The sequence below is a fragment of the Microbulbifer halophilus genome, from assembly GCF_026183675.1.
GTDB classification, from domain to species: domain Bacteria; phylum Pseudomonadota; class Gammaproteobacteria; order Pseudomonadales; family Cellvibrionaceae; genus Microbulbifer; species Microbulbifer halophilus.
In genome coordinates, this window is sequence record NZ_JAPIVK010000001.1 from 94,668 (window position 1) to 115,361 (window position 20,694).

Sequence of the window (20,694 nt, forward strand, 5' to 3'; positions counted from 1 at the left end):
TGCGACTTGGCCCGCAATCGTGACTGTCGTCACTTTGGGCGTTGACGTCAATACGCAGGGCCGGCACGCAGAACAACAACCACAATCGACAGCGCGCGCAGTACGGGGATCCCACCAATCGATGAATAAATCTCGGAAAACGCTTCTGGAAAAGCTGTTTGCCGAACACGGCCAGGCACTGGTGCGCTTCGTATCGCGCATGGTCAGGAGTACCGAGGACGCCGAAGACATTGCCCAGCACGCCTATCTCCGCCTGCAGAAACTCAGCGACGAGAAAGAGCTGGACAACCCGCGCGCCTACCTCTACCAGATCGCCAATAACCTGGCCGTGGACCAACTGCGCCGCGGCAAGCTCCATATGGAGTATGTCAGCCAGCAGATGCCGGCCGACGGGGAAACCGCGGCCGACGACCACGCGGACCACCAGTCGCCGGAGCGGGTGCTGGCCGCACGGCAGCAACTGCAGTCCATCTACGACACCATGGACAGCCTGCCCCTCAAGTGTCGCCAGGCCTTCCTGCTGCACCGCACCCGCGGCCTCTCCTACAACGAGATTGCCCGCGAGATGAACACGTCGGTGAGCAGCGTGGAGAAATATATCCTGCAGGCGCTCAAGGCCTGCCGCCGGCGGGTGGAGTTGAACCGCTGACCACGCGGGAAAATCGGCTGCAGCGTTCACCGGGAGGCTCCAATCGCGATTTTCATCCCACCCACCGCAAATCATTTGCAGGAATATGCGCTGGCGCACAGGCTTTGTGCACCCGGAACGGCGACGGAGCCGAGTTTTTCTTGAGGTAGGGCCCGGGTCAGCCGTCTATATCGAGAGACCCGATATTCAATGACGAAAAAACGGCAAAGCAGCATAGGGAATGCTACGCTTAGACGATTTTTGAGCATTTTATTGTGACAACGGGTCACGAAAAGTAAATTTCGCGCCAAAACGGGCACAGTTTTATAGAATGCACCAAAAGCGGGCGAATTCAGTAAGCGACCGGTGTCGGCAACAGGGCCGGACCGCAAGATTAGAACAAGGCTAAGGATAAGAACGGTGAGTACAGCGGTGGCGCAAGAGGTGCCGAACGAAGACCAGCTCGACCAGGCCTGCGCCTGGATTGCGCGCCTGCGTTCCGATGCGCTGTCCGCGGCCGATCGCCGGAACTTTGCCAACTGGATGAACGCCTCCCCCGCCCACCGCGACGCCTTCGACCAGATGGCCGAACTCTGGGGCGACCTGGGCGCCCTGGCACATATGCCGGCCGATGAGCTCTTTCCCGAAAGCCGCCCCGGCCGCCAGCCGACCACCGCGGCCAATGACGCCGGCTGGAATCCGGCCCAGTGGCTGATGGGCGGTGGGCTGGTCGCCGCCTGCCTGGTTGTCACCCTGTGGATCGGCAACCAGTGGCTCGCCGGCGAACAGTCGGTCGCGCAACTGTACGCCACCAATGTTGGCGAAACCCGCACCATAACGCTGAGCGACGGCTCCCGGGTCCAGCTCAATACCGATACCGAGCTGCAGGTGCGCTACAGCCGCGAAGAGCGCCGCACCGAACTGCTGCGCGGCGAGGCCTACTTCGACGTGGCCCGCCAGACGGCGCGCCCCTTCACCGTGGCCGCGGGCAAAGCCAATATCCGCGTGCTGGGTACCAAGTTCAATATCGAGCGCAACCCGGACAACACCCGCGTTTCCGTCACCGGGGGCACCGTGGCCGTCAGCGAAACGGAAAGCGGCAGCGGCCTGCGGCCCGAATCCGTGAAACTGGCAAAAAACCAGAAAATCAGCGTTTCCGGTATTGGCCTCGGCGAAGTCAGCACCACCTCCGCCGAGGAGGCCCTGGACTGGACTCGCGGGGTACTGGTCTTTGAACAGACGCCCCTGGCCGAGGCCCTGGAAGAGCTGAACCGCTACCTGCAGGTACCCGCGGCGGCGGAAACCAGCGTCCGCAACCGCAAGTTGTCGGGCACTTTCGAACTCTCCGATCCCGACAACACCCTCAAGGCCATTGCCGCCGCGCTGGACCTGGAGCAGGACCGGAGCGACCCCGACCTGACTCTCTTGTCTCCCCGACGCAACTGAGTTATAAAGCCCATCCGGGCGATCATTTATTGTTCAGCCAGCTGGCTTCCCGCCCACGAAAAACCGATTACAACGAATAAAAACCGCGCATAGCCGCGCGGCTGAGACGGGCAGACACTTGAACACGCGGCACTGGGCCACACTATCGCTGGCGACGTTGATGACGTTCTCGGACGGGGCTTTCGCCAATTGTCCCGGGCCCGGTGTGCACCTGCCCGCCGGCAATCTCTCCCGCACCCTGATCTCCCTCGGCCGCCAGTGCAAAATCTCGGTGTTGGTGCGAGCCTCTACCGCAGACAACTACAAGCTCCCGGAGCAGACGATCGCCACAGAAAACGGCGAGTTCGAGCCCATTCTGCGCCAGCTCCTGCAGCGATCCCCCTTTACCTACGAGCGTGTGGGCCCCGGCGCCGTGGCCGTGATCGAAAAAGCCGACGAGCCGGAAAGCGAGCCGTTCGACCACCGGGCGGCCCAAACCGAGGAAATCACCGTCACCGGCCGCGGCCTCACCGGCAGCCACCTGCGCCATCCACAACTGGACAGCTACGCCCCCATCGACGTATTGGCCCAGCCGGAACTGGAAATCACCGGCGCCCAGACTGTGGCCGAACTGCTGAAATTCCTGCCAGCGGTATCCGGCAACTCCACCAGCACCTCCGTCAGTAACGGCGGCGACGGCACCGCCACCGTGACCCTGCGCGGCCTGCCCGCCAGCAACACCCTGGTGCTGATCAACGGCCGGCGCATCGTCAGCAACGGTTTCGGCGGCGAGGCCGCGGACCTGAACACCATCCCCCTGTCCGCGATCGACCGGATCGAAATCCTCAAGGACGGCGCCTCGGCGGTCTATGGTTCCGACGCCATCGCCGGTGTGGTCAACATCATCCTGCGCCGCGACTTCGAGGGGCTTTCGGTCAACAGTTATTACGGCACCGCGGAACCCGGCGACCAGCGGACGGAGTCCTATCACCTGACCTGGGGCAAAAGCGGAGAGCGCGGCCACCTGATGCTCAGCCTCGCACACTACCGCCAGGGCGCCCTGATGAGCCGCGACCGCGGGCTCTCCGCGTCCGCCGACAACCGGGCGCGGGGCGGCACCGACCTGCGCTCGGCCGCTTCCCCCGGCGCCTTCATCGCCCTGGATGCCGACACCACGGTGACCAACGACGGCGACGGCGGCTACCGCCCCTGGACCCAGGAGGACCGCTACAACTACAGCGAGTACACCACCGCCGTGGTGCCATCCGAGCGGCAGTCCGCCTACCTGGAGGGCAATATCGACCTGGGCGACAGCGCTTTGCTTTTCGTCGAGGCAATGGGCATCCGCACCCGCGCCGAGACCACGCTCGCCCCGACACCAGTGTTCACCCGCTTCGACAACGGCGACCTGACCATCGCCGCGGACCAGATCTACAACCCCTTCGGGCAGGAGATCACCGATGTGCGCAAGCGGGTGCTGGAACTGGGGCCGCGCGAACAGGACAACCGCACGGATACCTGGCGCCTGAACGCCGGCCTCAAGGGCCAGCGGGAAGACTGGCAGTGGGAGCTAGCGGCGGCGCTGCACTACACCCGGGCCTCGGAAAGCCTGAGCAACCTGATCGATCCCAACAGACTCTCCGCGGGCCTCAAGGGACCGGATCGCTGCAACGCGCGAGACGACTGTGTCGCCGTGGACCTGCTGGGCCCCAGCGGCGGTGTCGACAGCGAACAACTCGAGTTCATGCGCGGCGAAAGCCTGGTGGACGGCAGCACCCGCATGTTGTCACTGCTCTATGTGGCCGACGGCGTCCTCGGCAGCAACAGTGCCGGCGATGTACTCGGCGCCGCCGGTATCGAGTTCCGCCGGGAGTCCATCGATTTCCGCTCCAACGACGCCCGGGGGCTGTCTTTTATCGGCGGTATTGCGGCCGGCTCGGCCGAGGGGCAACGTATGATCGGCGAGGCTTTTGCGGAGCTGTCCGTGCCGATGCTCACCGACGCCTTCTGGCTCGATGGCGCCGTGCGCTTCTCGAATTACAGCGACTTCGGCAGCACCATCAACCCTAAAGTCGCACTGCGCTGGCGCCCGACCCCCTCGCTGATGGTGCGCGCCAGCTACGCCACCGGCTTCAAGGCGCCGACGCTGGTCGACATGAACCAGACCGGTTACCAGAGCCAGGAATTCCTGATCGATCCCTGCACCGGCAACGGCGCCGATACCCTGCCCGGCTGTCACGGCCGGGCCGACGGCGCGCGCATCCAGTACCTGACGGAGTTCGGCGGCAACCCGGAGCTGCAGCCGGAGACCTCCGACAACCGCTCCCTGGGACTGGTGTGGACGCCGAAACAACTGAGCGATTTCAGCGCTTCACTGGATCTTTTCGATATCCGCCAGAACGACGTGATCGACACCAGCCCCCAGTACCTGATCGACAGGAACGCCCACACCGGCCTGTTTACCGACCGTGTCCTGCGGGACGCCCGCGGCGATATCACCAGAATTCGAGCCACGCGACTGAACATCGGTGCGCGGGAAGTCCGCGGGCTCGATCTCGCGCTGCGTTATGAACACACTTCCGAACAACTCGGCCAGCTGCGCTGGTCGCTCAACGCCAGCCATATGCAGCGCTACCTGAACCAGGCGGCGCCCGGCTCTCCCACCGAGGACCTCGCCGGCACCTTCATCGACCCCGCCAGCGGTGGTGCCGGATCCCTGCCGCGCTGGAAAGCCAACACCGGGCTCTACTGGCAAAAGGGGCGCTGGGAAGGCGGCTATACCATCCATTACGTCAACGCTCTGGAGGAATCCTTTACCCGCAACGAAACCCGCATCACCCGAGAGATAGACAGCTGGACCAGCCACGACTTCCAGGTGGCCTACGCCCTGCCCTTCGGCCTGCGCTTTGCCGTCGGTATCGACAACCTGCTGGACGAAGCGCCCCCCTTCGCCGCCACCGCCTTCAACGACAACTACGACGGCCGCACCTACGACCTCAGCGGTCGCTACTGGTACACCACCCTCTCCTACAATCTCTGAAGCCCCACCTGGCCCCACGAACTCCGCCAAGTACGATTACCTGACACCGAAACAGTCGGCAACAAATGCCAAAGGCGTCCGAATGCTCGGCGAATCCTTTCCATGCGGAAAAAATGTTCTAGTGTTCTAGCAAGCCTCTGTTGATAGATGTTTGCAGTTGTCAAGGAGGGCACTGCCATATTCGGCGTTTAGAACCGGTATCAGGAGAGGTATACCATGGACAGATCCCGTCTATCCCGGGCAATCAAGGGCACAATCGCAGCCACGGCCTTATCCACCAGTTTTGCCACCTTGTCGTTTGCTCAGGAAGTGGTGGAAGAAGTTGTCGTCACTGGTACGCGTATCCAGCGCGCAACGGACGCCACCAGTGCCACTCCGATCAGCGTATTTGATGCCGCGCAACTACAGGAATCCGGTCAGACAACTCTGGAGGATTTCCTGCAGGACATCCCGTCCATGACAGGCGGGCAACTAGGCTCCTCGGTCAACAATGGCAACCCCGGCCTGGCCACCGTCTCCCTGCGCGGCCTGGGCTCCTCACGCACCTTGATACTGCTGAACGGCCGCCGCCTCCCGTCCGCGGGGACCGCCACCGGCACCGTGGACCTGAACATGATCCCCACCTCGGCCATCGAGCGGATGGAAATCCTGCGCGACGGTGCTTCCACCATCTACGGCTCCGACGCGATTGCCGGCGTGGTCAATATCATCACCCGGAAAAGCTTCGAGGGCGCAGAGATCTATGCCAGTGCCGGCACCTCCCAGGAAGGAGACGGACAGGAGTACTCGGCCGCCTGGACCTTCGGCGCCAGTTCCGCCGAAGACGATGGCCACGTCATGTTCAACATGCAGTACTCCCGCCGCCAGGATATCTTCCAGGGCGACCGCGATTTCTCCGACTGCCCCCTGTTCGAGTCCGGCGACCAGGTGCTCTGCGGCGGCAGCGGCACCACATCGCCGGCGCAATATTTCAGCGCGCTGGATCCGGCCAGCTTCGAGGGCGGCCGCATTCTCGATCCCGATACAGGGCCGCGCGCCTTCGACTCGACCATTGACGGCTTCAACTTTGCGGAGGTGAGCTACCTGATCACGCCGCAGGAAGTGGTTTCCTCCTACGGCTACGGGGAACAGGAACTGTGGAACTGGGAGGATTTCACTACCTTCGAGGCCTTCGGCGAGTTTCTCTTTACCAACCGCCAGTCCGATCAGTTGCTGGCCCCCGAGGGCACCTTCTTCCAGCCCGTGGTGCCAGCCACGAACCCGGGCAACCCCCAGGGCGAGGATGTGATCATCCTGCGCCGCCTGACGGAAACCGGCGGCCGTTCCTTCAGCCAGGACGTGAACACCTGGCACGGCGTGGTCGGCTTCAAGGGTGAATTCTGCAACCACTGGACCTGGGATCTGTCCTACAACTACAACCGCTGGGTCGATACCCAGATCGATCGGGGGCGCTCCAACCCGGGTCGTTTCCAGACCCTGCTGGACCCGGATGCCTGCGCCGACGATCCGGAATGTGCCGCCGCTGTCGGCGGAGCCGGTGCCTGGGACCCCTTCCGCGAAAATACCCTGACCCAGGCCATGCAGGACTATGCACTGGTGGTCAACTCGCCAGTGGAAAAGGAAAAGCTCAGCAGCCTTCAGGCCAACGTGGTCGGCGACTTCGGTGACTTCGCACTGGCCAGCGAGCCCTTCCAGTGGGCCGCCGGCTACGAGCACCGCAAGGAGCGGGCCGAAGTGACCGCAGACGGCGCCGCCTCTCTCGGCCAGATCTACTTCGTCAGCGGCCAGGACTGGGGCGGTAAATACGAGGTGGACGAATTCTACGGTGAGCTTCGCGCCCCCCTGATGGACGGCCGTCCCTGGGTCGACCTGTTGGCACTGGAGGCATCATTCCGTTACTCCGACTATGACACCATCGGTGACGACACCACTTTCGGCGTGGTACTGGAATACGCCCCGATGGAGCATCTGCGCTTCCGGGGCACCTATTCCGAAGGTTTCCGCGCACCTGGCATCGACGACCTGTTTCTGCCGCCCACCCAGTCGGCGGAAACCTATACGGACCCCTGCGCCAACTACGGATCCAGCAGCAACCCCGTCCTTCGCGCCAACTGCGCCGCCGATGGCCTGCCCACGGATTTTGAACTGGGCAACTCCCAGGCGACCGGCCTCTTCGGTGGTAATGAGGACCTCAAGGCCGAAGAATCGGAGAGCTGGACACTGGGTATCGTCTGGACACCAACCTTTATAGAGGACCTGAGCTTCAGCCTCGACTACTTCGACATTACCGTTGACGATGCCATCGGCACTTTCACCACCAACACCATTGTCGACAATTGCTATACCAGCGAAGGCTTCAGCTCACCGGCTTGCGACCTGATCACTGGTCCCGGCGCAGTGGGCCTGTCGCCGAGTCCCACCAGCCCGCGCCGCGCCGCCGACAACTCAATTTCCGGTCAAATTTTAACCACCCAGAATATCTCAACCTTCGAGACCTCCGGTTTCGACCTCGGGGCCGATTACAGTATGGAAGCGGGCCCCGGCTACTTTACCTTTAACGCCACGGCCACCTACCTGAAGGAGTACAATTTCCAGGCCAGCGAATTCGAGCCCGAGGTCGACCTCGCCGGCTTCTACGGCGCCGATCCGGTAACAACGCGGATCGCGGCCTTCCCCGAATGGAAGCTGCTTACAAACTTCGGTTATGAGTATGACTGCTGGGACGCCAATGTCACCGTACGTATGGAGGGGGAAGTGGACGATATCGCCCCGCGCGAGAACGACCTGATGACCCATGTGGACAACAAGTGGTATACCGACTTCAACTTCAACTACTACCGCTGGGAAGACATCACCCTGACGGGCGGCATCCGCAACGTCTGGAACCAGCAACCCCCCTATGTCACCAACTACGATGACATGAACACCCTGCCACTGAACTACGACACCGTGGGTCGGTTCTTCTACGGCAGCGTTACCTTCAAGTTCTGACCCCGCTTCGCCCCGCCCGCCGTGGGCGGGGTGCTCTTCATATCTTCTACCCCCCTCTTCCCGGGCCCGTGTAATGGCCTGCAATCAGATCCCCCTCCCCGATTCGCGACAAAATGGTACAGTCTGCAACACCGGAGAAATCGGATAGTTCCGGTATAAAAACATCAACTATATACAGGGAGTAAAATAATGAAATTTATTCGACTCTACATCGCCGCGCTTTTCACAGCCCTCTGCCTCCTCTGCAACCCGGTGTTCGCCGATACCGAAGAGGCCCGGGAAATGGCTGTCGCCGTCAACATCAACACCGCCTCAGCCACGGAGCTGGCAGAGAAACTGGACGGTGTCGGCGAAAGCAGGGCGGGGCTCATCATTGAGTTCCGCGAGGAACAGGGCCCCTTCACCTCGACTGAGCAGCTGATGGAAATCAAGGGCATCGGCACCGCCACGCTGGAGAAGAATCGCGACAAGATCCAGCTCTGAGCCGGGGCCTGAGAGAGCCTGCCCCGATCAAGGCCGGGGCAGGCTCCCCTCGCGATACAGGGACACTCCCTGTCGCGGACCGGCTCCCCAGAGATCGCCAGCAGAACCAACTCCCACCAATACCAGCACGCCTGCAATCCTCCCTTCCCCGGCCAACTCCTGGCTTTCGGCAAAAATCGCCCTTCGCGACACTCGACCCCAGCCGGGTCTCGGGTCATCTCCCGCTATCCTGCAACAAACTGTCTATTTTTCAATCAACCATAGCTCCCAAACCTGCCATTAGGAATTTACGGAAAAAAAATACGAATTTTATTGAGGAACCTCTCCGCTCAACCGTTATTAGAGGTGTTGGGAATGAAGCGGCCGCTTGGGGGTAGCCGCTTCCGATCATCGCCATTCAAGGCAAAAGACTATAAATCCAACGATCAAGAGAGGATTTACAATGAAAAAGAACCTCCTGTCCGTAGCTGTGAAAGGGGCCATTGGCCTGACCGCAGCCGCAGTAATGGTTCCTGCCACACCGGCCTTTGCACAAGAGGATGCGACTCTGGTGGAAGAGGTTGTGGTTACGGGTTCGCGTATCAGGCGTACCGACCTTGAGAGCACCAGCCCTGTATCTATCGTTAGCGCTGAGGATATGAAAGTTCAGGGTATCGTGAACGTTGCCGACGCTCTGCAACAGCTGACCGCCCAGAACGGTGGCCTGACGTCTGCCGTAAACAACGGCGGTGGTGGTAAATCAACCGTCAACCTGCGCGGTATGGGATCCCAACGTACCCTGGTACTGCTGAACGGCCGTCGCGTAACACCGTCCGGCATCGGCGCCAATGCCACTGTCGACCTGAACACTGTTCCGGTTGCCATCATTGAACGCATCGAAGTACTAAAGGACGGCGCCTCTGCTGTTTACGGCTCCGACGCAATTGCCGGTGTTGTCAACATCATCACCAAGAAAAACTTCGAAGGCTTCCAGATCGACATGCAAGGTGGTCAGTCTTTCGAGTCCGATGGGAATGAGACCTCCGTCGACATCACCTTCGGTCATAGTTCCGACCGCGGCAACATCACAACCAGCCTCGGTTTCTACGAGCGCGGCTCTGTCATGCAAGGCGACCGTGAGTTCTCCGAGTGCCCACTCACGGATGATGCAGATGGTACAGGCGTATACTGCGCAGGCTCTACCAATACCATCGGCGGCAATCTGTACGGAACCCCTGCACCAGTTCCAGACGGCTGGGTTCAAATGGAAGCCCCGGGCAGCGGTGGTTATCACGCACTTACCAACGACGATCGGTATAACTACGCGGCCCGCTCCTTCAATTCCACCCCGGCCAAGCGCTATAACCTGAACGTCAACGGTAACTACCAATTGACCGATACTCTGGAGTACTTTTTCGAAGGCTCCTATAACAAGCGCTTGTCCACTCAGCAGATGGCCCCTCAGCCCATCAACTACACCCTGAATAACTGGCGTATTCCGCTGGATCCGGACGTGTATCCGTTCATCGGGGACTACGACTTCGCGGACCCCGAAGATGGTGAAGATAGCGGCAACGTGGCTCTGCCCCTGCGTCGTATGACCGAAGTGGGCGACCGCATATACGAGCAGGCTATCGACACCGTACGTCTGTCCACCGGCTTCAGCGGCGAGGTCGGCGAGTTCTACTGGGATGCAGCTTTAACCTATGGCCGCTCCGATGCCCTGGATCGTTCCCGCAACTACATCAACATGGACCGCGTCGTTAAGTCAGTCACCGACAACTGCACTGACGGTGACGAGTCGACCCCTTGTGTAAACTACTTGGGCGAAGGCGCGCTGACTCCCGCAGACGTCGAGTACATCAAGTACGACGATCAGGCGACTGGTTACTCCCAGCAACTGGTGACTGAGTTCAACATCAGTGGCGACCTGTTCGAGCTACCGGCTGGAGTGGTTGGCTTCGCAGCAGGCACCTCCTTCCGCGAAGAGAAAGGCGCCTACCAGCCGGACGCTCTGACGGTCGCGGGTCTTGGTTCCGGTAACGCGACCAGCCCGACATCTGGCGGCTACGACGTAACCGAGGTTTACACCGAATTCAGTGTCCCGGTATTTTCCGATACCGCTGTTGGTGACCTGACCGCCGATCTGGCCGCTCGCGGCTTCGACTACAGCACTTTCGGCTCTGACAGTACCTGGAAAGCGGGCCTTAGCTGGCAAATCAACGACATGTTGAAACTGCGCTCAGTGTCCTCTACCGCGTTCCGTGCGCCGAATATCGGCGAACTGTACGGCGGCCAGAGTTCCAGCTATGAGAACTTCACCGATCCGTGTAACGATTGGGATGCTCCCGACAGCGATGCCCCGGCTCGTTGTGCCGACGAAGTTCCGACAGGCTTTTCTCAGGCGAATGACCAAATGCGCGCTCTTGTTGGCGGCAACCCGGACCTGATGCCCGAGACTGCGGATACCTTCACCTTCGGGGTAGTTGCTGAACCGCTGGATGGCCTGTCCGTCACCCTTGATTACTTCAAAACCGAAATCGACAACGCCATCGATTCGGTGGAAGTAAACACCATCGTTCAGCAATGCTACACCGTCGGTGGGGTTTGGTGTGATTCTGTACAACGGGATGCCACCAACAATATCGAAGGTGTTGAGGCCCTGGATGACAACCTGGCGACCATGAATATCGATGGTGTGGACGCTGCGGTCGACTATAACTTCGACGCTGCTGGCCTGAGCTGGCGTGCTCACTGGGAAACCACTCAGTACCTGACGTGGGATTACCAGCCCTTCGAAGGTGCTGACTTCATCGATGATATCGGCGTAGGCTATGCCAGCGGTGGCTCCCTGCCGGAGTGGAAACATAAACTGGCTATGTCCGTTGCTGGCGATCGCTGGACTGCGGCCTACGATATGAGCTACATCGGTGAGCTGACCACCGCTTCCGTGGCGCAAGATGGCCAGGATCCCTCCGAGATCGATGGTGCTTATGTAGATGGCATCTTCTACCACAACGCTTCGTTCTCCTATAACCTGACTGACGCCCTGACGCTGTCAGGCGGTGTGAAGAACCTGCTGGACGAAGAGCCGCCCTACTACTACGACAACCAAGACGCCAATACAGACCAGTATCTGTATGACGCCGTGGGCCGTCGCTGGTACATGGGCGCTACCATGAGCTTCTAAGCTTGACTTAGGGCAGCTCATTAAAACGGCCAGCATCTGCTGGCCGTTTTTTTAGGTATCACAAAAGTGGAGTCATCAAAATGCATTTTCAACAGGCTTGCCAAAAAAGCGTGGCACTAATGCAGCGCGGAGACTTTAATGATGCCCGCGAGATTCTGAAACCACTATTGAAGAAACTACCAGAAAATTCCGACTGCTGGCAGCTACTCGCCACATGCGAAAAAAACCTGGGAAATTTTGACTCATCTCTGAATGCTTTTAAAAAATCACTCAAGTTGGCTCCCAAACAGCCCCACACCTGGAACAACCTGGGCAATTTGTATTTACAACACAAGGAAATACAGAAAGCGGTTAGCAGCTATCGGAAGGCACTGCAATTTAACCCCGACTATGATGACGCACGGCTTAACCTGGCACATGCGTTAGTCCGTCAAAAGATGTTTATTGATGCCCTGCGCGAATATGCGTCACTTCAAAATCGCCACCCCAATAACGGCAACATCCTAACCTGGAAAGCCGACTGCCTTCGAAAGCTAAAACGCCCCGAAGAATCTATTCATGTACTAAAGCAGGCACTAGAGCTTTCCGCAGACCCTTTTACTTCACATTTCAAACTCGGATTAGCCTACAAACAGCAAGCCAGATGGAAAGAGGCTCGCAAAGAATTTGAAGCATGCATTCGCCTAAAGCCGGAATCTATCGCCAGCCTCAGCAACCTTGCCAGCGTTACCGGATCAGAGGGAAAGATGGATGAGGCAATTAAGCTTTACCGACACTGCCTCAAACATGAACCAACCAACCCAGATCATCACAAATGGCTAAATAAGCTTCTTTGGATGTGCGACAAACCTGATTTTCTCAATTCCTACGACCTACTAGCTGATAGTATTCTTGAGAACCCATCCCTATTGGTGGAAAAGTCTCGATTCCAGCGACTGGCAGGAAATCCAGAGCAGGCTGTATCGGCTCTCGAGAAAGCTTGCCAAAGGAGCGAGACAAGGCCGGAAGTGCTAGTGGAACTCGCGACTAACTACAGGGATCTGGGCCGCGCTTCGCAGGCAATCCGCCTATTGGAAAAACCCGCCAGTCGCATGACGGAAACGCCAGCTCTTCAAGATGAACTGGGGAGAGCCCTATTGCAGGCTGGCGAATTTTCTCGCTGCAGCAAAGTCTATCGCAAGTTAACTATGGCACACCCCCTTAACCAGGGATATTGGTGTATGTATGCTACATCACTCCAAATGCAGGGGGATCCGATGGCAGATGCACTTCTAGACTATTCGAAACTAGTTAAGATAGCGGACATCCCGTGTCCACCGGGTTTTGCGAGCATCGACGAATTCAACAAATCTCTCTGTGAGTGCCTGACACGACTACACAACACTGAACGAGAGCCAATTGACCAATCTCTTTCTGGGGGCACCCAAACTCTAAACGACTTGTTTGATAGCCTTGAACCAGAAATTGGTCAACTCGCCACTAGCTTTCTCGAGATCATCTACGAGTATCTCGTTGATCTTAAGCCTATAGCGAACCACCCATTTCTAGGTCGGCTTGGCCAAGATGTAATTTTTAATGGATCTTGGTCTGTAAATCTAAGAAGAGGCGGGAAGCATCGCAGTCATTTTCACACAGAGGGATGGATGAGTAGCGCTTATTACGTTTCCGTTCCACCGGAAGTGGAAAGTGGCGGCGAGGGCTGGATCGAATTTGGCAAACCCGAGTTTCCGGTACCTGGCAAAGAGAACCCGGACTATATCGTGAAACCACGCGAAGGTTCACTGGTGCTCTTCCCCTCCTATATGTGGCATGGCACCAGACCATTCCGATCTTCGGCGCGCAGGATGACTGTCGCCTTCGACGCTATCCCGGCTTGAACGGCATCTTCTATAATCATTGACTTCAAAGCCGGAGATAGCCACATGAGCAGGCAGGCTTATCAGTTACCATTAAATTGACTGCACTCATTGCTTAACCCCAAGATTTTTAATTAGACTAAAGAGGATCCTTACCAAGCAAGGGCAGCTGATTCGGCTTTCGAGTGCATTAATGGTTGGCTTTGCGGTAGCTGAGACCAGAGGAGTACCGCAATGGACACCCTAACCGCCTTCCTAACCCTCCTCTTCGTAATGGACCCCCTGGGCAACATCCCAGTCTTCCTGGCCGCCCTGAAAAATGTTCCCCCGCGCCGCCAGCTCTACGTCATCATGCGCGAACTGATCTTTGCCCTGATCGTGCTGCTGGTCTTCCTGTACGGCGGTCGTTTTGTACTGGCCTGGCTGGGCTTGTCTCAGGAGGCGATTCGTATCGCCGGGGCCATCATTCTGTTTCTGATCTCGATACGGATGGTCTTCCCCCAGGAGGGGGGCATCATGGGAGAGCGCCTGGAGGGAGAACCCTTCTTTGTACCGCTGGCAGTGCCACTCGTGGCAGGTCCTTCCACCATGGCCATTCTGATGCTGATGACCAACAGTGAAGGCGAACAGTTGATGGACTGGACCCTGGCGCTGCTCGGCGCCTGGGGTGTTTCGGCCTCTATCCTGTTGGCCTCGGCGCCGCTCGCCCGGCTGCTGGGCACCCGCGGGCTGATTGCGGTGGAGCGCCTGATGGGCATGGTACTGGTAATGCTGTCCGTGCAACTGTTCCTCGATGGTGTAAAACAGAGCCTGGCCTGACCACTAACCGGTGAGCGACTCCCCAGGGGTGGAGCGCTCATTTTTTAACCAGACCACCTTCCCTACTCCTCTGCATCTTCCCCCTCCCCTTTCATGAACAGCTCATTTTTTAACCAGAATAAACGGTTAATCGATAACTTTACATTTGAAACATATATACCAATAAATAGCATTTTTTAAATTAAACTTAACTAATTTTGACCTATATGACGGATATACAGCATTATTTGTTGTTTAAACATCAATCAATAAGAATGAATTTCAACCGCCTACTTAAGTGTAACGAGATGGCTCATTGTCATAATAGTTCCATATTTTCACTTGATGAATTAAAGTCAGCTCGCGCATTAAATGCTACAAGCTAATAAACGCATTATAAGTACCCTAAGTACATAAAAGGATGCACTATGATCAAGACCAAGTTGAGCGTTGCTATCGCTACACTGGGCACCATGGCTGCCACCGGTGTAGCAGCTCAGAACGCAGTTCCGGGACCTGCTGTTGAAGAAGTGATCGTTACCGGTTCGCGCATTGCCCGCGATCCACTTTCCAGCACCGGCCCCATCACCATCGTCGATTCCGAAGCGATCAGCCGCTCTGGCGTTGGTACCGTTGACGAACTGCTCCGCGAACTGCCTTCCATGGGTACGCAGGGCACCAACGCCAATGACAACAACGGCGGTAACGGCCTTTCGTTCGTAGACCTGCGCAACCTCGGGTCCGCGCGCACCCTGGTGTTGGTCAACGGCCGCCGCTTTGTATCATCGAGCTCCGGTGTCAGCTCCGCGGTGGATATGAACAACATTCCGGTCGATATGATCGACCGTATTGAAGTGCTGACGGATGGCGCATCCGCCGTATACGGTTCCGATGCGGTTGCCGGCGTGATCAACGTGGTAATGAAGAAATCGTACGACGGCGTGAAGGTCAGCGCACGTGCCGGTGCCACAGACGATGGCGGCGGTGAAAATGGCGAGCTATCCATCACCTTCGGCAACGAAGGCGCTCGCGGCGGCTTTGTCGGTAACATCACCCACAGCCAGCGCGATGAAATCAGTTTCAACGACCGCGACTGGGCCGGTCTCACCAGCGTCCTGAGCCCCACCGGCAATATTGCAACCAACTATGGCAACTTTGCCGTGGGTGAAGACGGCAGCTTGAGTGACGGTATGGCCTCCTACGACATCGGCCAATTCATGTGGCTGTCGGGCGCCATGGAGCGTACCAGTGCAACCTTTGCCGGTGATTTCTCTATTACTGACAGAGTCGAGCTCTACGGTGAAGCCAGCTACACCGACAAAACCACCAACCAGCAGTTGGCCGCCCAGCCGATGTACCGTGCCAACGGCTTCGAACTGGACCCGGAACAGCATCTGCCGGCGGACATCCAGGCGGAACTGGAAAGTGCCTGGCAAGAAGCCTACGACGCCTGGGTCGCAGCCGGCAGCAACATGGATGACGAGGACAACCCCTACCCGGGCGATACCTGGTCCCACGGCATCGGTGACGATGGCATTGCCGGTTTCAACAACTTCTATTCCCGCCCGGTAGCCGGCGGCCCCCGCGATTACGAGCAACAAACAGAGACCTTCCGAGGCCTGACTGGGCTGCGCGGCGATATGGCCAATGGCTGGAGTTGGGACATCTTCGCCAGCTACGGCAAGAACGAAGGCGAAAACGTCACTCGCAACTCCTACAGCAAGAGCAAGTTGGACGAAATCCTCAACGGTGAGGCGGGCATCGATCCAGTGTTCGCCGGCGGCATGAGCGAGGAAGTGATCAATCACATGCGCTATGCGGACCGGGAAGACAACGAGTACGAACTGATCAACTACGGTGCATCCCTGACCGGCGATATCGAAGCTGTCCAGTTCCAGGGTGGCCCGCTGGGTTTCGCTACCGGTCTTGAGTACCGCGAGGAGTCCGGCGAGTTCAACCCCAGCCAGCAGACCCAGGACGGCTCCACTTTCGGCAATCAGCAGGATGCCACCGAAGGGGAATACTCGGTTACCGAAGCCTACGCCGAGTTCAACCTGCCGATCCTGTCCGGGGCTGCCTACGCCGAAGAGCTGAGCGCGGACATGGCCGTACGCTACTCCGACTTCGACACCTTCGGTGGCGAGACCACCGGCAAGCTGGGCCTGGTTTACGCACCGGTTGAAGACCTGCGCTTCCGCGCCAGTGCGTCCACCTCTTTCCGCGCACCGGGGATCTACGAGCTCTACAGCGGCACGGCACAGAGTTACGAGACACTGACCGATCCCTGCGACACCACCGACGCCAACGAAAAAGGCCAGGGTGCCAACTGCAGTATGGTAGGCGCCGGCTTCAAGCAAACCGGCACCCAGATTGCCACCAATATCGGTGGCAACCAGGAGCTGGGGCCGGAAGAGGCTGAATCCTATACCTTTGGTATGGTCTGGACTCCGACATTTGTCGAAGATCTATCCATCACCCTGGACTACTACGATATCCAGATTGAGGATGCGATCACTTCGCCGGACCTGCAGCTGATGCTGGATGACTGCTTCCGCGAGGGTATCGAAACCGCTTGCGCATCAATCCGCCGTGGTGCCAGCGACGAGATCGTCAACCTGGAAGGTGCCAAGAGGAATATCGGCGAGATCAGCACTCGCGGTATTGATCTGGACGTCACCAACAACTACCACTTCAACGCCGGCCAACTGGCCCTGCGTCTGCAGGCGACCCGACTGCTGGAGTTCGACGAGTACAACGAGCAGACGGAGCAGACCAGCGACTGGCTGGGCTACATCAGCAACACCAGTGGTATGTATGTGAAGTGGCGCGGCCTGGCCGGTGCGACCTGGTATGCCAGCAGCGACTGGAGCCTGGGCCTGGACGTTCGTTACCTGGGTAACGGGGAAAGTCCCGACCGTGCTATGCCCTCTCACACCTATCTGGATCTGCACGCGGGCTGGGATGTGAACGACAGCGTTCGCGTAAGTGGCGGTATCGACAACCTGAACGATCGTGAGCCTACCGACGGTTCCGGTAACAGCGACTGGAACAGCAGCTACGACTTCAAGGGCCGCTACGCCTGGGCTGGTGTCAGCTACCAGTTCTAAGTAGCGACTCCACCAGTCGTATAGAAAAAGGGGCGCCGAGGCGCCCCTTTTTTTGTGTTTGAAAGTCGACTGCACGACAGGCTCCTACATCCACAACAGACCTCTGTACAGAGCCTGCCCCGCAAGCAATTTACCGCCCCTCACGCTTCAGATAGTCCAGCTTGCGCATATAGGCATTCCGGGTGGCCGGGTTGTCGATGAGGGAAAAGGCTTCCAGAAAGCTCTTGTGGGACTTTTCCATTTTGCCCAGGCGGTAGCTGGTCAGGCCCATCAGGAAGTGGAAGCGGTGATCCTCCTCGTAGCGTCGCAGCGCCCGGCGCAACTCCGTGCGGGCCTGTCGGTAGTCGCCCTGTTCGTAGGCGTCGCGCGCCCGGTAGTAGAGGTGGTAGGGATTGTGCCGGCGATGGTAGCGCGCCTTTTTGGCGTAGCGGTCGGCCAGTTGAATGCGGCCGCTGTTGCGGTAGAGGCGTTCGAGGTTGCTGATCGCCAGCAGGTGACCCGGTTGCAATTGCAGGGCCCGCAGATAGCTCTGTTCTGCCTGGTTCTCGTGGCCGAAGCGGCTGTATAGCGCCCCCAGGTTGGACCAGAGATCACTGTCGCCGGGATTCAGCTGCAGCGCCTTGCGCAGGTACAGGAATGCCTGCTCGCGCCGATCCCGCTGCATCAATTCCATGCCGCGATTGCTGTAGTACTGGGCGAAAGCGGCGCTGTCGGACAGTTTGCGCTGGTCGTAGACGGGATCGTAGGCGGCCAGGTCGAAATCCACCACGCGGCGGCCGCGCCGGCCCCTGGAAACCATGTTGATATGGCGGTAGATCACCAGGGTCTGCGCCTCGTCGTGACTCCACACGGGGGGCACTTCCACCTCATTGAAGTGGGCTTCGGCGCCCAGCGCCCGCGCCATGGCCACCATCATCAGGGTAAAGGCCATGCAGTTACCCCGCTGCTGTTGGTAGGTTTCCGCCGCCGTCAGGGTGCTGTCCGCATCGTACTCGACAGCGAATTCCCCCTCCTCGAACGCCCGGATCAGTGCCGTCAGCCGCTGTCGTGGCGGGCTGTCCGGTGCGATGCTGGCGAGATAGGCGCGGATCTCCGGCGTAAGGGACAACAGCCGGTCCTCGGGCAGCCGCCCGGGATCCAGGGGTCGGCCGAGAATCACCTCGCCGCTCAGGGCACTGCGGGTGTCGACCGGATGGTCGGGCACCGGCGCACAGGCGGACAGCAGCAGGATTGGCGCGAGAATGAATGGGGCCTTCATCGTTATTATCCCCTGTTGATAGCTATCCCTGCAGGATTTATCACTAAATGATGCCCCTGAAAATACCCTCGGGGCAAATTACACGGTTTCATTTGTAACGAGTCGCCTGCTTATCGTACAACTGTTACACTCCGGGGCACGAATTGGGAAGCTTCGGACGCCACCAATTGGCCGATCCGGCCCGCGCCGACGGGGCTTCCACGGCACAGAACAGGGATCCTCTGTGCTCTCTGGTGCGCGCAAAGGGCCCACCGGGCCTATGCTGGCACTGATCCGCCGGAGCACTTCCGATAAAGAAGGTATGCTCGATTAAAGCTATAACAACTGGAACTTCAGCTTATGTCGTCGAATACACACCAGAATAGCGCCGGCTTCTTCGGCCATCCGAAAGGTCTTTCGACCCTGTTCTTCACTGAAATGTGGGAGCGCATGAGTTACTACGGCATGCGCGCCCTGCTCGTACTCTTCATGACCGCAAGTCTGCAGGAGGAAGGCCTGGCCTTTACCGTGGCCGCAGCGACCGCCGTCTACGGCCTCTACACCGGCGCGGTCTACTTCCTGGGCCTGCCCGGTGGCTGGATTGCCGATCGCCTGCTGGGGGGACAGCGTACCATCTGGTACGGCGGTATCGTCATCATGTGCGGCCATATCGTGCTGGCGATTCCCAACGACAGCACCTTCTTTATCGGCCTGATCCTGGTTGCCTCGGGCACCGGCCTGCTGAAACCCAATATCAGCGCCCTGGTGGGCCAGCTCTACCGCCATGACGACGTGCGCCGCGATTCCGGCTACGCCATCTACTACATGGGCATCAACATCGGCTCCCTGATCGGCTATGCCGTCTGCGGCTACTTCGGCGAGAGCATCGGCTGGCACTGGGGCTTTGGCGCCGCGGCCGTGGGCATGGCGGTGGGCCTGATCCAGTACCGCATGACCATCGGCAACCTGGGCGACGCCAGCCTGAAGCCGGTGAGTCCGCTGAGCCCCGCGGGCATGCGCAACGCCTGGCGCACAATCGGCGCCATTGTCGCGGCCGTGGCGGTGATCACCGGCCTGTCGCTGAGTGGAGTCATCACCGTCAATCCGGTGGCCGTGGCCGAGTATGTGGCCATCGCCTTTACCATCATCTTCTTCCTCTATTTCGGCTTCGTCTACTTCGGCGGCAAGCTGGACGACGCGGAGAAGAAGAAGATGTGGGCGCTGTTCCTGGTTTGTCTCGCCTCGGCCTGTTTCTGGTCCGGCTTCGAGCAGGCCGGCTCCTCCCTGAACCTGTTCGGTCGCGACTACACCGATCGCCTGATCGGGACCTTCGAGCTGCCGGCCTCCTGGTTCCAGAGCGCCAACGCCTTCTTCATCATCCTCCTGTCGCCCTTCTTCGCCGCCCTGTGGATCAATCTGGGCAAGCGCATGATCACGCCTTCCTACAGCATGAAGTGTGCCGTGGGCCTGATCATCATGGCGTCCGGCTTTATCGTCATGTTCTTTGCCGCCCAGTACGCCGCCGGCGGCCTGAAAGTGGCGCCCTACTGGCTGGTGGCCACTTACTTCCTGCACACGGTAGGCGAGCTGTGCCTGAGCCCGGTGGCGCTGAGCGCGGTGAGCAAACTGGCCCCGCGCCGCTTTGCCGGGCAGATGATGGGTGTGTTCGTACTCACCTATTCCATCGGCAACATCATCGCCGGCCTGCTGGCGGGCAACTTCGACCCGAGCAACGTCGAGGAACTGCCGACCCTCTACCTGCAGATCGCCCTGTTCAGCATCGGTATCGGCATCATCATCGCGCTGATCAGCCTGAAGGCGAAACGCTGGGAGGGACTGGAGCCGCCCAGAGAGACTGACGTGAAGGCGGACGCGGAGGCGAAGACTGCCTGATAACGGCTTGTGACGCGCCTGCGGGTGCGGTATAGAAAAGGCCGCCGGGGTGACCCGGCGGCCTTTT

At 59.1% G+C, this 20,694-nt stretch carries 11 protein-coding genes; 10 read left to right on the plus strand and 1 reads right to left on the minus strand.

The window, feature by feature from the left end:
- Nucleotides 1-121 precede the first annotated feature (121 nt).
- The 9 genes from OQE62_RS00370 to OQE62_RS00410 all read left to right on the plus strand — a co-directional run bounded on the left by OQE62_RS00370 (nt 122) and on the right by OQE62_RS00410 (nt 17,497).
- Nucleotides 122-649 (plus strand): RNA polymerase sigma factor, encoded by a 528-nt coding sequence (locus tag OQE62_RS00370; protein WP_265719995.1) that lies wholly within the window; start codon nt 122-124, stop codon nt 647-649.
- Nucleotides 650-1,048: 399 nt separating this feature from the next.
- Nucleotides 1,049-2,074 (plus strand): FecR family protein, encoded by a 1,026-nt coding sequence (locus OQE62_RS00375; RefSeq protein WP_265719996.1) that lies wholly within the window; start codon nt 1,049-1,051, stop codon nt 2,072-2,074.
- 160 nt (nt 2,075-2,234) lie between these two features.
- The gene (locus tag OQE62_RS00380) at nt 2,235-5,093 is read left to right on the plus strand and encodes a TonB-dependent receptor (protein ID WP_265719997.1); all 2,859 of its coding nucleotides are present in this window, start codon (nt 2,235-2,237) and stop codon (nt 5,091-5,093) included.
- A gap of 216 nt (nt 5,094-5,309) precedes the next feature.
- Nucleotides 5,310-8,084 (plus strand): TonB-dependent receptor plug domain-containing protein, encoded by a 2,775-nt coding sequence (locus tag OQE62_RS00385; RefSeq protein ID WP_265719998.1) that lies wholly within the window; start codon nt 5,310-5,312, stop codon nt 8,082-8,084.
- 189 nt (nt 8,085-8,273) lie between these two features.
- The gene (locus OQE62_RS00390) at nt 8,274-8,567 is read left to right on the plus strand and encodes a ComEA family DNA-binding protein (protein WP_265719999.1); all 294 of its coding nucleotides are present in this window, start codon (nt 8,274-8,276) and stop codon (nt 8,565-8,567) included.
- A 442-nt stretch (nt 8,568-9,009) separates the two neighbouring features.
- On the plus strand, nt 9,010-11,736 hold the full coding sequence (locus OQE62_RS00395) for a TonB-dependent receptor (RefSeq protein ID WP_265720000.1): 2,727 nt from the start codon (nt 9,010-9,012) through the stop codon (nt 11,734-11,736).
- Between the two features lie 80 nt (nt 11,737-11,816).
- Nucleotides 11,817-13,613 (plus strand): tetratricopeptide repeat protein, encoded by a 1,797-nt coding sequence (locus OQE62_RS00400; protein WP_265720001.1) that lies wholly within the window; start codon nt 11,817-11,819, stop codon nt 13,611-13,613.
- 213 nt (nt 13,614-13,826) lie between these two features.
- Entirely contained in the window at nt 13,827-14,411 is a 585-nt protein-coding gene (locus tag OQE62_RS00405) for a MarC family protein (RefSeq protein WP_265720002.1), read from the plus strand.
- Nucleotides 14,412-14,818: 407 nt separating this feature from the next.
- Nucleotides 14,819-17,497, plus strand: a complete 2,679-nt coding sequence (locus OQE62_RS00410; protein ID WP_265720003.1) for a TonB-dependent receptor plug domain-containing protein — start codon at nt 14,819-14,821, stop codon at nt 17,495-17,497.
- A gap of 130 nt (nt 17,498-17,627) precedes the next feature.
- Here OQE62_RS00410 and OQE62_RS00415 read toward each other — a convergent pair whose 3' ends face one another.
- Nucleotides 17,628-18,755: a tetratricopeptide repeat protein gene (locus OQE62_RS00415; RefSeq protein ID WP_265720004.1), complete on the minus strand. Its 1,128-nt coding sequence runs from the start codon at nt 18,753-18,755 to the stop codon at nt 17,628-17,630.
- Between the two features lie 339 nt (nt 18,756-19,094).
- Between OQE62_RS00415 and OQE62_RS00420 the strand changes: the two genes are divergently transcribed.
- Entirely contained in the window at nt 19,095-20,627 is a 1,533-nt protein-coding gene (locus OQE62_RS00420) for a peptide MFS transporter (RefSeq protein WP_265720005.1), read from the plus strand.
- The last annotated feature ends 67 nt before the right edge of the window (nt 20,628-20,694 follow it).

Coding starts and splice junctions, on each gene's coding strand:
- OQE62_RS00420 (WP_265720005.1), top strand. CDS start 19,095: ATGTCGTCGAATACACACCAGAATAGCGCCGGCTTCTTCGGCCATCCG.
- OQE62_RS00400 (WP_265720001.1), top strand. CDS start 11,817: ATGCATTTTCAACAGGCTTGCCAAAAAAGCGTGGCACTAATGCAGCGC.
- OQE62_RS00415 (WP_265720004.1), bottom strand. CDS start 18,755: ATGAAGGCCCCATTCATTCTCGCGCCAATCCTGCTGCTGTCCGCCTGT.
- OQE62_RS00370 (WP_265719995.1), top strand. CDS start 122: ATGAATAAATCTCGGAAAACGCTTCTGGAAAAGCTGTTTGCCGAACAC.
- OQE62_RS00410 (WP_265720003.1), top strand. CDS start 14,819: ATGATCAAGACCAAGTTGAGCGTTGCTATCGCTACACTGGGCACCATG.
- OQE62_RS00385 (WP_265719998.1), top strand. CDS start 5,310: ATGGACAGATCCCGTCTATCCCGGGCAATCAAGGGCACAATCGCAGCC.
- OQE62_RS00390 (WP_265719999.1), top strand. CDS start 8,274: ATGAAATTTATTCGACTCTACATCGCCGCGCTTTTCACAGCCCTCTGC.
- OQE62_RS00405 (WP_265720002.1), top strand. CDS start 13,827: ATGGACACCCTAACCGCCTTCCTAACCCTCCTCTTCGTAATGGACCCC.
- OQE62_RS00395 (WP_265720000.1), top strand. CDS start 9,010: ATGAAAAAGAACCTCCTGTCCGTAGCTGTGAAAGGGGCCATTGGCCTG.
- OQE62_RS00380 (WP_265719997.1), top strand. CDS start 2,235: ATGACGTTCTCGGACGGGGCTTTCGCCAATTGTCCCGGGCCCGGTGTG.